General features: G+C 57.7%; 12 protein-coding genes. 6 read left to right on the top strand and 6 right to left on the bottom strand.

Going from position 1 to position 12566, the window contains the following annotated elements; translation table 11 throughout:
- Positions 1–61 precede the first annotated feature (61 nt).
- Both BV390_RS22315 and ansP read left to right on the top strand, forming a co-directional pair.
- The gene (locus BV390_RS22315; protein WP_032687866.1) at positions 62–949 is read left to right on the top strand and encodes a LysR family transcriptional regulator; all 888 of its coding nucleotides are present in this window, start codon (positions 62–64) and stop codon (positions 947–949) included.
- 189 nt (positions 950–1138) lie between these two features.
- Complete coding sequence (gene ansP / locus BV390_RS22320; RefSeq protein WP_032687867.1) at positions 1139–2602, top strand: L-asparagine permease; 1464 nt, start codon at positions 1139–1141, stop codon at positions 2600–2602.
- Between the two features lie 45 nt (positions 2603–2647).
- Here the strand turns inward: ansP and BV390_RS22325 are convergent, their stop codons facing one another.
- Both BV390_RS22325 and yncE read right to left on the bottom strand, forming a co-directional pair.
- Positions 2648–2869, bottom strand: coding sequence for a YgdI/YgdR family lipoprotein (locus BV390_RS22325; RefSeq protein WP_032687868.1), 222 nt, complete (start codon positions 2867–2869; stop codon positions 2648–2650).
- 144 nt (positions 2870–3013) lie between these two features.
- Complete coding sequence (gene yncE, locus BV390_RS22330) at positions 3014–4075, bottom strand: 7-bladed beta-propeller protein YncE (protein WP_032687869.1); 1062 nt, start codon at positions 4073–4075, stop codon at positions 3014–3016.
- Positions 4076–4334: 259 nt separating this feature from the next.
- On the opposite strand from yncE, the gene pqqU reads away from it, so the two are divergent.
- Positions 4335–6446 (top strand): TonB-dependent receptor PqqU, encoded by a 2112-nt coding sequence (pqqU, locus tag BV390_RS22335; protein ID WP_032688009.1) that lies wholly within the window; start codon positions 4335–4337, stop codon positions 6444–6446.
- Between the two features lie 223 nt (positions 6447–6669).
- Positions 6670–7605: a pyrimidine-specific ribonucleoside hydrolase RihA gene (rihA, locus tag BV390_RS22340; RefSeq protein WP_032687870.1), complete on the top strand. Its 936-nt coding sequence runs from the start codon at positions 6670–6672 to the stop codon at positions 7603–7605.
- A 115-nt stretch (positions 7606–7720) separates the two neighbouring features.
- Here rihA and BV390_RS22345 read toward each other — a convergent pair whose 3' ends face one another.
- Both BV390_RS22345 and BV390_RS22350 read right to left on the bottom strand, forming a co-directional pair.
- Positions 7721–8758 (bottom strand): NADP-dependent oxidoreductase, encoded by a 1038-nt coding sequence (locus BV390_RS22345; RefSeq protein WP_085397361.1) that lies wholly within the window; start codon positions 8756–8758, stop codon positions 7721–7723.
- Positions 8759–8823: 65 nt separating this feature from the next.
- Complete coding sequence (locus tag BV390_RS22350) at positions 8824–9399, bottom strand: helix-turn-helix domain-containing protein (protein ID WP_015584412.1); 576 nt, start codon at positions 9397–9399, stop codon at positions 8824–8826.
- A gap of 210 nt (positions 9400–9609) precedes the next feature.
- On the opposite strand from BV390_RS22350, the gene BV390_RS22355 reads away from it, so the two are divergent.
- Both BV390_RS22355 and BV390_RS22360 read left to right on the top strand, forming a co-directional pair.
- Positions 9610–10128, top strand: a complete 519-nt coding sequence (locus BV390_RS22355; RefSeq protein WP_032687873.1) for a GNAT family N-acetyltransferase — start codon at positions 9610–9612, stop codon at positions 10126–10128.
- On the top strand, positions 10125–10574 hold the full coding sequence (locus tag BV390_RS22360) for a DMT family transporter (RefSeq protein WP_032699971.1): 450 nt from the start codon (positions 10125–10127) through the stop codon (positions 10572–10574). The genes BV390_RS22355 and BV390_RS22360 overlap by 4 nt, the downstream gene beginning before the upstream one ends.
- 9 nt (positions 10575–10583) lie before the next feature.
- Here BV390_RS22360 and BV390_RS22365 read toward each other — a convergent pair whose 3' ends face one another.
- Positions 10584–10817, bottom strand: a complete 234-nt coding sequence (locus BV390_RS22365) for a YdcY family protein (protein WP_004861582.1) — start codon at positions 10815–10817, stop codon at positions 10584–10586.
- A 16-nt stretch (positions 10818–10833) separates the two neighbouring features.
- Positions 10834–12432, bottom strand: a complete 1599-nt coding sequence (locus BV390_RS22370; protein WP_085397362.1) for an ABC transporter substrate-binding protein — start codon at positions 12430–12432, stop codon at positions 10834–10836.
- Between the last annotated feature and the right edge of the window lie 134 nt (positions 12433–12566).

The raw sequence follows: 12566 nt of genomic DNA on the forward strand, positions 1-12566 counted from the left end.
GAGGATTAGACTGCAAAATCAGAAAAGAACCATGAGCAAAATTCATTAATCAGGAAAAGTGATGTTAAAAGATAACGTTAACGACCTGCTATCATTTATGGTGGTCGCCCGCGAGCGCAGTTTCACCCGCGCGGCCGCTCAGCTTGGCGTCTCTCAGTCCGCCCTCAGCCACGCGATGCGTAACCTCGAGGCCCGGCTCGACGTGCGGCTGCTGACCCGCACCACCCGCAGCGTGGCGCCTACCGAAGCGGGCGAAAAGCTGTTCCAGCGCCTGAGTCCGCACCTGCAAGAGATAGAACAGGAGCTTCACGCTCTGCGCGATACCCGCGACCGTCCGGCGGGTAACATTCGCCTGACCGCCAGCGAGCATGCCACCGGCGCCGTGCTCTGGCCGGCGCTGAAAAACTTCATGTTGCAATACCCGGAGATCAATATCGAAGTCACCGTGGACAACGGCCTGACCGATATTGTCGATGGCCGCTATGATGCCGGCATTCGTCTGGGTGAACAGGTTGCCAGAGATATGATTGCCGTGCGCATCGGCCCCGATATGCGCATGGCGGTGATCGGCTCTGCGACCTATTTTCAGCGCTACGGTATCCCGCAAACGCCCTACGATCTCGCACAACATCGCTGTATTAATCTGCGCCTGCCGACCCTCGGCGGTATCTATGCCTGGGAGTTTGCGCAGGACAATCGCGAAGTCCGCGTACGGGTTGAAGGACAAATTACCTTAAACAGCCTGCCGCAGCGGATTGATGCCGCGGAGTCCGGGCTGGGTCTGGCCTATGTCCCGGAAGATAGCGTGCAACAGGCGCTGGCGGAAGGACGACTCATTCGGGTCCTCGAAGCCTGGACTCCCTCCTTCCCCGGCTATCACCTCTATTACCCCAGCCGCCGCCAGCATACGACGGCCTTCAGCCTGCTGGTGGACGCCCTCCGTCGTTGAACTCATTGATATTTAAGCAAGTGCGGTCGAGAAATGTTTTACGTGCGTGACTATCTCGATACGTGTAGGATGCTGCGCCATGCTCTGCTTATCTCCTACGTCAGAATGATGGGAAAGCCAGCATAACGTGCTGCTACTCAGCGGTGCGATGAACCACTCATGGACATTGACAGGAAAATGGGTACATCAATGAATACTAAGCAACACTCGACGGCGGAACACCATGCCGCCAGACGTCACTGGCTCAACTCTCAGGAATCGGGCTATCACAAAGCGATGGGCAACCGTCAGGTGCAGATGATTGCCATCGGCGGCGCCATCGGTACCGGTCTGTTCCTCGGCGCAGGCGCGCGTTTACAGATGGCTGGCCCCGCGCTGGCGCTGGTTTATCTGGTCTGCGGCCTGTTCTCGTTCTTTATCTTACGCGCCCTCGGCGAACTGGTGCTGCATCGTCCTTCCAGCGGCAGTTTCGTCTCCTACGCCCGCGAGTTTTTGGGTGAAAAAGCGGCCTACGTCGCCGGCTGGATGTACTTCGTTAACTGGGCGATGACCGGGATAGTCGATATCACCGCCGTGGCGCTGTATATGCACTACTGGGGCGCCTTTGGCGACGTCCCGCAGTGGGTCTTCGCGCTCGGGGCGCTGGCGATCGTCGGTACCATGAACATGATAGGCGTGAAGTGGTTCGCCGAAATGGAGTTCTGGTTCGCCCTGATCAAAGTGCTGGCGATTGTCGCCTTCCTGGTGGTAGGGACCATTTTCCTCGGCAGCGGTAAACCGCTGGACGGGAATGCCACCGGCTTCCATCTGATTACCGATAACGGCGGTCTGTTCCCGCACGGGCTGATGCCTGCGCTGGTGCTGGTTCAGGGGGTGGTGTTCGCCTTTGCCTCCATCGAACTGGTCGGGACCGCCGCCGGTGAGTGCAAAGAGCCGCAGACGATGGTGCCGCGCGCGATCAACAGCGTGATCTGGCGTATCGGCCTGTTCTACGTCGGCTCGGTGCTGCTGCTGGTGCTGCTGCTGCCGTGGAATGCCTATCAGGCCGGGCAAAGCCCGTTTGTGACCTTCTTCTCGAAGCTGGGCGTGCCGTACATCGGTAGCGTGATGAATATCGTGGTGCTCACCGCCGCGCTCTCCAGCCTCAACTCTGGCCTGTACTGCACCGGACGTATTCTGCGTTCGATGTCGATGGGCGGCTCCGCGCCGAAGTTTATGTCGAAGATGAGCCGTCATCAGGTGCCCTATGCCGGGATTCTGGCCACGCTGGCGGTGTATGTCGTCGGGGTGTTCCTGAACTATCTGGTGCCGTCGCAGGTCTTCGAAATCGTCTTAAACGTGGCTTCGCTGGGGATTATCGCGTCGTGGGGCTTTATCGTGGTCTGCCAGATGCGCCTGCGTAAAGCCATCAAGGAAGGGAAAGCAGCGGATGTCAGCTTCAAGATGCCGGGTGCGCCGTTCACCTCCTGGCTGACCCTGTTGTTCCTGCTCAGCGTGCTGGTGCTGATGGCCTTCGATTACCCGAACGGTACCTATACCATCGGTTCAATTCCGCTGATTGCGGTACTGCTGGTGGCCGGCTGGTTCGGCGTACGTAAACGCGTTCACGCGGTGCACAGCACGGCGCCTGGCGCACAACCTACGCAAAAATAACGTTATCGCGGTTTGTCCGTCACCGGGCAAACCGCCGCTTGCTGCTTAGTTATCTTCCACCAGCTGCGACACATCGCTGCTGTTAATCTGGCGACGGTTGCCGGATTCATCCACATAGCTGGTCATACCGGTGTCTTTATCCAGACGCGGCTTACCCTGAGTCACAATGGTCTGCCCGCTTTTCGTCGTCATGACATAGTTTGAAGTACAACCCGCAAGCAGTGCCAGCATCGCGCCAGCGCACAGAACCATAAATGGCTTATTCATACATCCTCCAGAATGATTAATTCCGCCAGGCAGCAGGCGGCAAAACGATGATTGTAAAACCATAACGGCTATCGGGCCAATAAGTGTTTGTAACAGAGGGTGATTCCGGCGGGCGGGAGGGGTTTCCCCCTCCTCAATCATGACTTACAGCGCGATACGGATAACGTCATCCGGCTGGGTCGCTTCTTTCTGACGGGTGGATTCCTGCTTCACGCTGACGTACAGCGTTTTACCGTCGGCGGAGAGCGCCAGGCTGTTCGGGAAGGTTGGCGTTTTGAAGGTTTTAACCACTTTGTAAGTTTTACCATCAATCACGCTGACTTCACCGGCTTTACGATGCGTCACGTAGGCTTCATTGCGCGTCGGGTTGAACAGCACCGCCAGGGATTCCGGCGCGGCGATTTTCTCCAGCACTTTCCCGTCACGCAGGTCAACAACCAGCACTTCCGGCTGTTTGCTGTCGGTGATGAAGGCGCGGTGACCGGCGGTATCGAGGCTCAGGTTCAGATAGAAGTGCTCTTTACCGTCATCCTGCAGCTTTTTACGGCTCAGAATTTTGTTGCTCTCGCTGTCGATGGTCAGCAGTTCGCCATCGGCGTTGGTCGTGTAGATTCGCTTCGCGTCAGCATCCACCGCCAGGCCGGTCGCCATGGCGCCGGTATTGGTGATCGTGTCTTTCAGCGTCAGCTTTTCACCATCCACAACCCAGATCACGCTCTCTTTACCCAGCCCGGTGATATAGACCGTGTTGGTTTTTTCATTGACCGCCAGCTCACGCGGCGCCAGCGGACGTACGGTTTCACTGCGCTGACGATTGTCGAGCACCAGACGGCCTTTCACCGCGCCGGTTTTCGCGTCAATGGCAGTGACGGTGCTGTCAGTGGTGTTACCAAACCACAGCGTTTGCGTAGCGTTATTGATCGTCGCACCGAACGGTTTCAGATCGTTATGAATAACCTGCGTCACCTCCAGCGTGGTCGGGTCGAGACGATAAACAATCCCGCCTTTGTCCAGTGAACGGCTTTGAGAAGTTGCGACCCACAGCGCATTTTCCTGCTGGCTGTAAGCCATTTCGTATGCGCCCTTACCGACCGCCTTGCGCAACATTTCTTCTGCCGCGTGAGCGCTGAAGCTCCCTGCCAGCAGTAAAGAGGTTAATAACAGTGAACGACGCAGACGCGGCGCGGACAGATGACGTAATGACATGACGACTCCCTTGAATAAAACACTATGTGCCTGCTCGACATTGCTTCCCTGACGCAAAGTCCTGGCTTTGCGTTCATTTTCAAATGCGAATAGTAATCATTATTTGGCATGAAGTGGAGCGTTATTTATTAAAACCGACGGCGAAAATAATCATTCGGTGCCATTATTTAACGAAAATAACGTTAATAATTTTCAAAAAATTACAAAAGGGTTAACATATGGACATATGTTCCGTTTGGTTCGTTTTACGAGTAGCTTTATGAAAATCCATTCCGTGCGCACGGCTGCGCTACCTGCCCTCCTTTTCCCGCTGATCGCAGTGGCCCAGACCAGCGCCAGCGATGAACAAACAATGGTTGTGACCGCCGCTCCGACCGCGGTCTCCGAACTCGATACCCCCGCGGCGGTCAGCGTCGTTAACGGGGATGAGATGCGCCAGGCGGCGCCACGAGTCAATCTCTCTGAATCGCTGGGCGCCGTACCGGGGCTGCAGGTTCAGAACCGACAGAACTATGCTCAGGATCTGCAGCTATCGATTCGCGGCTTTGGTTCCCGTTCCACCTACGGCGTGCGCGGGCTGCGCATTTACGTTGACGGCATTCCGGCCACCATGCCCGATGGCCAGGGACAAACCTCGAATATTGATATCGGCAGCGTCGAGAGCATCGATGTCCTGCGCGGGCCGTTCTCCGCGCTGTACGGCAACTCCTCAGGCGGCGTGATTAACGTGACCAGCCAGACCGGCAGCCAGCCGCCGACCATCGAGGCCAGTAGTTATTACGGTAGCTTCGGCACCTGGCACTACGGTCTGAAGGCCACCGGCGCCGTCGGCGACGGCACCCACGCCGGTGACGTCGATTACACCGTGTCGACCAACCGCTTTACCACCCACGGCTATCGCGATCACAGCGGCGCGCGTAAAAATCTTGCCAACGCCAAACTCGGCGTGCGCATCAATGACGTCAGTAAGCTAACCCTGCTGTTTAACAGCGTGGATATCAAAGCCAATGACGCCGGCGGCCTGACCTACGATGAATGGCAGAATAACCCGCGCCAGTCACCGCGCGGCGATCAGTACAATACCCGCAAATCGACGAAGCAGACCCAGGCGGGATTACGCTATGAGCGTCAGCTGAGCGAGCAGGACGACCTGAGCGTGATGATGTACGCCGGCGAGCGTGAAACCACGCAATATCAGTCAATCCCCCGCGCGCCGCAGCTCAATCCTGGCCATGCCGGCGGCGTGATTGACCTGACCCGCCACTATCAGGGGATCGATACCCGCTGGACCCACCGCGGCGAGCTGCTGGTGCCGGTCACCTTCACCACCGGCCTCGACTATGAAAACATGAGCGAGCGCCGCAAAGGCTTTGAAAACTTCGTGATGGTCAACGGCGCGCCGCAGTACGGCGAAGAGGGGAACCTGCGCCGTAACGAACGCAACCTGATGTGGAACATCGACCCCTATCTGCAGACCCAGTGGCAGCTGACGGACAAACTCTCCCTTGATGCCGGGGTGCGCTACAGCTCGGTGTGGTTCGACTCCAACGACTATTACATTACGCCAGGCAACGGCGATGACAGCGGCGACGCCAGCTACCATAAATGGCTGCCGGCCGGATCGTTGAAGTACGCGGTCACCGAAGCATGGAACGTCTATCTCTCCGCCGGTCGCGGTTTTGAAACGCCGACCATTAACGAGCTCTCCTATCGTTCAGGCGACCAGAGCGGCCTCAATTTCGGCCTGCAGCCGTCGACCAATGAAACGGTCGAGATCGGCAGTAAGACCCGGGTCGGCAATGGCCTGTTTACCGCCGCCCTGTTCCAGACCAATACCGATAACGAGATTGTGGTGGATGCCAGCAGCGGCGGGCGCACCAGCTACAAAAATGCCGGTAAAACCCGCCGTCAGGGGATGGAGCTGGGACTGGATCAACAGTTTGGCGAAAGCTGGCGTCTGAAAGCCGCGTGGACCTGGCTGGATGCCACCTACCGGACCAACGTCTGCGACGACGCCAGCTGCAATGGCAACCGTATTCCGGGGATCGCCCGTAATATGGGCTACGCATCGTTCGGCTATCAGCCGGATCGCGGCTGGTACGCCGGCAGCGATATCCGCTATATGAGCGATATTATGGCTAACGATGAGAACACCGCCAAAGCGCCGTCCTGGACGGTGGTCGGCCTGACCACCGGCTACAAGTGGAGCTATGGCAAGATGGACATGGATCTGTTTGGCCGCGTCGATAACCTCTTCGATCGCCGCTACGTCGGCTCGGTGATTGTCAACGAGTCCAATGGCCGCTACTACGAGCCGGCGCCGGGACGTAACTACGGCGTCGGGCTGAACCTCGCCTGGCGTTTTGAGTAACCCCCGGCATCAGACCGTATAAACCTGACTCCCCGGTAGGTACCGCGCCACCGGGGAAACGGCCCGCATAACCTCGTCGCCCCGCGAAGCACAGCGCCAGCGGGGAATCATCCCCTCCACCATCATAATGCGGCATACTTCACGCTTTGATTTATCCTTTCTCGTCTGTTGTGCCCCAGAGCGTTACCCTTATCACAAATAACGCCCATAAAAAGGAGCCGCTATGGCACTGCCAATCATCCTTGATTGCGACCCGGGTCATGATGACGCCATCGCTATCGTTCTCGCCCTCGCCTCACCCGAACTTGACGTCAAAGCCATCACCTCCTCCGCCGGTAACCAGACGCCGGAGAAAACCCTGCGTAACGTGCTGCGCATGCTGACGCTGCTGCAACGCCAGGATATTCCGGTGGCCGGCGGCGCGCGTAAGCCGCTGATGCGGGAGCTGATCATCGCTGATAACGTTCACGGCGAAAGCGGGCTCGACGGCCCGGCGCTGCCGGAGCCTGATTTTGCCCCGCAGAGCGTTACCGCCGTGGAGCTGATGGCGAAAACGCTGCGCGAAAGCCCGCAGCCGGTGACGATTGTCGCCACCGGCCCGCAAACCAACGTCGCCCTGCTGCTCAACAGCCACCCGGAACTGCATGACAAGATCGCGCGTATCGTGATGATGGGCGGCGCGATGGTACTCGGCAACTGGCAGCCCGCCGCCGAGTTTAATATCTACGTCGACCCGGAAGCGGCGGAGATCGTCTTCCAGTCGGGTATTCCGGTGGTGATGGCCGGGCTGGACGTCACGCATCGGGCGCAGATTCATGGCCTGGATATCGAACGTTTCCGCCAGCTCGGCAACCCGGTAGCCACCATTGTTGCCGAACTGCTCGACTTCTTTATGGAGTATCACAAGGATGCTAAATGGGGCTTCACCGGCGCCCCGCTGCACGACCCCTGCACCATCGCCTGGCTGCTGAAGCCGGAGCTGTTTACCAGCGTTGAGCGCTGGGTCGGCGTGGAAACCCAGGGGAAATACACCCAGGGGATGACGGTAGTCGATTATTACTTCCTCACCGGCAATCAGCCAAATACCACGGTCTTGCTGGATGTCGACCGGGAGGGGTTTGTCGACCTGTTAGCTGAGCGGCTGGCGTTTTATGGCTGACGGCAGAGCCAGTGGGCTCTGCCGTCAGGAAAAGCACGCGCTGTGCTTTTCCTGACTAAGACAGATGTATCATCGGAGAAGTCCCGGTGGCGCTGAGCCGCCGGGGAAATATTGACTATTCGTCAGGCGAAACGCGGATGACCACTTTGCCGAAGTTCTCTCCCTTCAGCAGGCCAATCAGCGTCTGTGGTGCATTTTCGAGGCCCTCAACGAGCTGCTCGCGGTATTTGATTTTTCCTGCCTGCACCCAGCGCCCCATCTCCTGCTGGAATTCGGCAATACGATGCCCGTAGTCCTGGCCGATAATAAAGCCCTGCATCCGGATCCGTTTTTTCAGCAGCGTCGCCATCAATAGCGGCAGACGATCCGGCCCTTCCGGCAGTTCGGTCGCATTATAGCCGCTCACCAGGCCGCACACCGGTACCCGCGCCGAGGTATTGAGCAGCGGCAGCACGGCATCAAACACCTTGCCGCCGACGTTTTCATAGTAAACGTCAATGCCCTGCGGGCAAGCCTGCGCCAGCTGTTCGGCAAAATCAGGCGCGCGGTGATCGAGGCAGACGTCAAAGCCCAGCGTCTCGACGGCATAACGGCATTTCTCGCTGCCGCCGGCAATCCCCACCGTCCGACATCCCTTCAGCTTCGCGATCTGGCCGACCGTACCGCCCACCGGCCCGGTGGCCGCGGCCACCACCAGCGTTTCTCCCGCCTTCGGCTGACCGATATCCAGCAGCCCCATATAGGCCGTAAAACCGGGCATCCCGAGGATGCCGAGCGCCCACGACGGGTGTTGCGGATGTTCGCCCAGCTTCACCAGCCCGTTGCCATCGGAGAGTTCAAAATCCTGCCAGCCGCCGTAGCTCAGCACCCACTCTCCCGGTTTAAAGTCAGCGTGGTGAGACGCTTCAACGCGACTCACCGTTCCACCGACCATCACGGCGCCGATGGCAACCGGCGGCGAGTAGGACGGTGCATCGCTCATGCGCCCGCGCATGTAGGGGTCTAACGAGAGATAAACCGTGCGCAGAAGCACTTGCCCGGGACCGGGCGTCGGGGCATCGCTCTCTTCCAGCCGGAAATTATCCCCTGTCGGCTCGCCGTGCGGGCGAGAAGCCAGTACCCAGCGGCGGTGACGTTGCGGATGAAAAGCCATAGCAAACTCCTCTTGTTTAGGACCTGTACTGAGGCTAGTCGCAATTGCCGCCGCGCACATTGGCATTATGAGGCAGATTGATTTAATCGCACCACCAGATAGGTGCAGGAGGTGCTGGACTCATTGATAAAACGGCAGTCGTTAGGCGGCCCCAACTCGAGGCAATCACCGGCCCGCATCTCATGCCGGGTCGCTCCTTCGACAAACACCAACTCCCCCTGTTGCAGCCAGATCAGCTGGCGCGCCAGCGCGTAAGAGGCGGCGGGCATCGGCACATCGCTCCCCGCCGGCAGCTCCACCTGCACCAGGTCGATGGGCAGATCGCTACGCGGCGACACGTGACGCCGTAAATAGTGGCTTTGCGGATCGCGCCAGACCGGCTGCTGGGCAAAGCGCAGCAGTTTACCTTCCTGCATCTCCGCTCGGGCGATCAGCGTCGACATACTGATGCCGAAAGCACCGGACAGCCGCCCGAGCATCGATGCCGTCGGGCTACTCTCGCCGCGTTCGATCTTGTGGATCATGGCGCGTGAGGCGCCGGCGCGTTCGGCCAGTTCGCTGAGCGACCAGCCGCGAGATTCGCGTTCGATACGGATACGGGCGCTAATGCGCTGATTCATATTGTCTTCAATAGTATTCATAGCGTAGTACTATAGTGTATGAATCAATCTCAGACAAGGCGAGCGCGGGCAAAGCCAGCTCCGTACCCTCTGGCCACGCCGCCCCTGTTATACCTGCCCACAGACGACAGCTCCTGATAAATTTCTTGCTAAAACAGATGACAGCATTGCGTACATTATTGTAATAATATCGTACTACTATAGTGTACAGATATTGAGTTGAGGTTTGCTATGACCATTCGTTATGCCTGCAAAGAAGATTGCGCGGCGATTGCCGAAATTTACAACCACGCGGTGCTGCACACCGCCGCCATCTGGAATGACAAAACCGTCGATACCGATAACCGCATCGCCTGGTTTGAAGCGCGTCAGCTGGCAGGCTACCCGGTTCTGGTGAGCGAAGAAAACGGCGTGGTGACCGGCTATTCTTCGTTTGGCGACTGGCGCGCATTTGACGGCTTTCGCCATACCGTCGAACATTCAGTCTACGTCCACCCCGACCATCAGGGTAAAGGATTAGGCCGCAGCCTGCTGGTGGCACTGATTAAGGAGGCCCGTCGCCTGAACAAACATGTCATGGTGGCCGGTATCGAAGCGCAAAACCAGGCCTCTTTGCATCTGCATGAAACGCTCGGGTTTGTCACCACCGGGCAGATGCCGCAGGTCGGCACAAAATTTGGCCGCTGGCTGGATCTGACCTTTATGCAGCTCCAGCTCGACGATCGTCGCGATCCGGACGCCAGCGCATGAACGCTTCGCTGACCCTCGCCTGTCTGATTGCCGCAGGCGTCGGACTGGTGGTGCAAAATACGCTGATGGTGCGCATTACGCAGTCCGCCTCCACAATACTCATTGCGATGCTGCTGAACTCGCTGGTGGGGATTGTGATTTTCGTTACCATCCTGCTGCTGCGCCATGGTGCGGCGGGCTTTCAGGAGCTGGCGCTCAGCATAAAATGGTGGACGCTCATTCCAGGATTACTGGGATCGTTTTTTGTCTTCGCCAGCATCAGTGGCTATCAGAACGTTGGCGCCGCCACCACTATCGCGGTGCTGATTGCCAGCCAGCTGGTGGGGGGATTAGCGATGGATATCATTCGCGCTCACGGCGTACCGTGGCGGGCGTTGCTGGGGCCGCTGTGCGGCGCGGTGATGCTGGTGGCAGGCGCCTGGCTGGTGGCCAGACGCCAGTTTTAGCGCGCAATATCAGAGAATGGCGCCGCCTTTATTCAACTGCTCGCGGCGCGTTTCCTGCTCTTCATGCTGCTGACGGCCGTGATGGGCAATCGTGGTGCGTAAACGCTGCTGCTGGGTATAGCGTTCGTCGCGGCTCAGCTCAGCATCGTCACTCAGCGCCACCAGCAGTTCATTCATGTGAGTAATCACCCCTTCGGCGATCGCCGCATCGACACGGGCGATAACGTCATCCAGATGTGCCATATGTGCTCCTTTCGGCTTAGTTCAATTTAACCTTCGAAAAATCGCTCCCCATCAGGCTCACACTATACCCGCTAACGTTGCTGCGCGTGGCGTAGAAGGTTTTCCCGGTCGCCAGGGTAATCCATGGCGCCTGCTGATAAAAGATCTCTTGCGCCTGACCATATAGCGCGGCGCGTTGTTGCGGATCGCTGACCAGGATCGCTTTTTTGACCAGCGCGTCATACGACTTATCGCACCAGCGGGCAACGTTAGAGCCGCTCTTGATATTATCACAGCTCAGCAACGTCCCGGCAAAGTTGTCCGGGTCGCCATTGTCTGACATCCAGCCAAACAGGGCGCTGTCGTGTTCGCCTTTACGCATGCCGGAGAGATATTCCCCCCACTCATAGGTGACGATTTTGGCCTTGATGCCCACTTTGCTCCAGTCGTTCTGAATCATTTCAGCAATGCGGCGCGAATTGGGGTTGTAGGGGCGCTGTACCGGCATCGACCACAAGGTCACCTCCGCCCCTTTTTCCAGCCCGGCCTGCTTCAGCAGCGCTTTAGCCTTTTGCGGATCGTAGGCGTAATCCGGCAGATCTTTCTTATAACCGAGCATATTCGCCGGCAGTGGAGATTTGGCCACCACGCCCGAATCCATAAACACCGCTTTGACGATTGCCTGTTTGTCGGTGGCGTAGTTCAGCGCCTGACGTACCAGCACGTTATCAAACGGTTTTTTCTCGGTATTAAACGCCAGATAGCCGACGTTCAGCGCTTCAACAGCATGCAGCGCCAGATCTTTATTGCCCTTGATCGCGGCAAACTGCACCGGCGACGGCGCCGGGATAATCTGACATTCGTTGGTTTGCAGCTTCGCCAGGCGAGTCTCGACATTCGGGGTGATGGAGAAAATCAGATGCTTTGTCGGCACCTCGCCTTCCCAATAATGCGGATTGGCAATGTAGCGGATAAGCGAATCGACTTTATACTGCTGAAGCACATACGGACCGGTCCCGACAGGCCAGGTATCAACATACTCCGGCGTGCCTTTCTTCATCATGGCATCGGCGTATTCCGCGGAGAGTATTGAGGCAAAATCCATTCCCCAGTCGGCGAGGAAGGCGGCATTCGGCTCCGTCAGTACAAACTGGACATGATAATCATCGACCTTTTTCACCTCTTTAATCAGCTTATCCAGCCCGACATCGTGAAAATATTCATAGTTGCCTTGCGAAACGTTATGGTACGGATGTTTCGCATCCTGTTGACGCAGGACGGAGAACAGCACGTCATCGGCGTTGAAATCGCGGGTCGGAGTAAAGTACTTATTGCTGTTGAACTTCACTCCTTTACGCAGGGTAAAGGTCCAGGTTTTGCCATCTGGCGACACGGTCCACGCAGTGGCCAGCGAAGGGAGCGGCGTGTTTTTAACCGGATCAAAGGTGATCAGACGGTTGTAGAGCACCTGTGAGCTGGCCACAAACGAGGGGCCGGAGCTGGCAATCTGCGGGTTAAATGATTCCGGCGAGGCTTCGGAGCAATAGATCAGCGTATCGTTACCGGCCGCCCATGCGGCGCCGGCCGGCAGCCATGCGCTTAACGCCAGCGCAATCAACGTTTTCCCTGTAGACATGGTTATAAACCTTATCAATTTGTTATAAGTGCTCTAATAACAGCACAGCGGCATGCAACCGGCAAATAATCAATCGGTATCAGGTTATGCTGAAAGCGCTGTTTTCGCCGGTTTATTGTCCAGTCCGGGCCAGC

The organism is Klebsiella sp. YJ (assembly GCF_002108615.1).
GTDB classification, from domain to species: Bacteria; Pseudomonadota; Gammaproteobacteria; order Enterobacterales; family Enterobacteriaceae; genus Klebsiella; species Klebsiella planticola.

Excerpts from the sequence above, each read along its gene's own strand:
- BV390_RS22315 (WP_032687866.1), top strand. The coding sequence starts at position 62 with ATGTTAAAAGATAACGTTAACGACCTGCTATCATTTATGGTGGTCGCC.
- ansP (WP_032687867.1), top strand. The coding sequence starts at position 1,139 with ATGAATACTAAGCAACACTCGACGGCGGAACACCATGCCGCCAGACGT.
- BV390_RS22325 (WP_032687868.1), bottom strand. The coding sequence starts at position 2,869 with ATGAATAAGCCATTTATGGTTCTGTGCGCTGGCGCGATGCTGGCACTG.
- yncE (WP_032687869.1), bottom strand. The coding sequence starts at position 4,075 with ATGTCATTACGTCATCTGTCCGCGCCGCGTCTGCGTCGTTCACTGTTA.
- pqqU (WP_032688009.1), top strand. The coding sequence starts at position 4,335 with ATGAAAATCCATTCCGTGCGCACGGCTGCGCTACCTGCCCTCCTTTTC.
- rihA (WP_032687870.1), top strand. The coding sequence starts at position 6,670 with ATGGCACTGCCAATCATCCTTGATTGCGACCCGGGTCATGATGACGCC.
- BV390_RS22345 (WP_085397361.1), bottom strand. The coding sequence starts at position 8,758 with ATGGCTTTTCATCCGCAACGTCACCGCCGCTGGGTACTGGCTTCTCGC.
- BV390_RS22350 (WP_015584412.1), bottom strand. The coding sequence starts at position 9,399 with ATGAATACTATTGAAGACAATATGAATCAGCGCATTAGCGCCCGTATC.
- BV390_RS22355 (WP_032687873.1), top strand. The coding sequence starts at position 9,610 with ATGACCATTCGTTATGCCTGCAAAGAAGATTGCGCGGCGATTGCCGAA.
- BV390_RS22360 (WP_032699971.1), top strand. The coding sequence starts at position 10,125 with ATGAACGCTTCGCTGACCCTCGCCTGTCTGATTGCCGCAGGCGTCGGA.
- BV390_RS22365 (WP_004861582.1), bottom strand. The coding sequence starts at position 10,817 with ATGGCACATCTGGATGACGTTATCGCCCGTGTCGATGCGGCGATCGCC.
- BV390_RS22370 (WP_085397362.1), bottom strand. The coding sequence starts at position 12,432 with ATGTCTACAGGGAAAACGTTGATTGCGCTGGCGTTAAGCGCATGGCTG.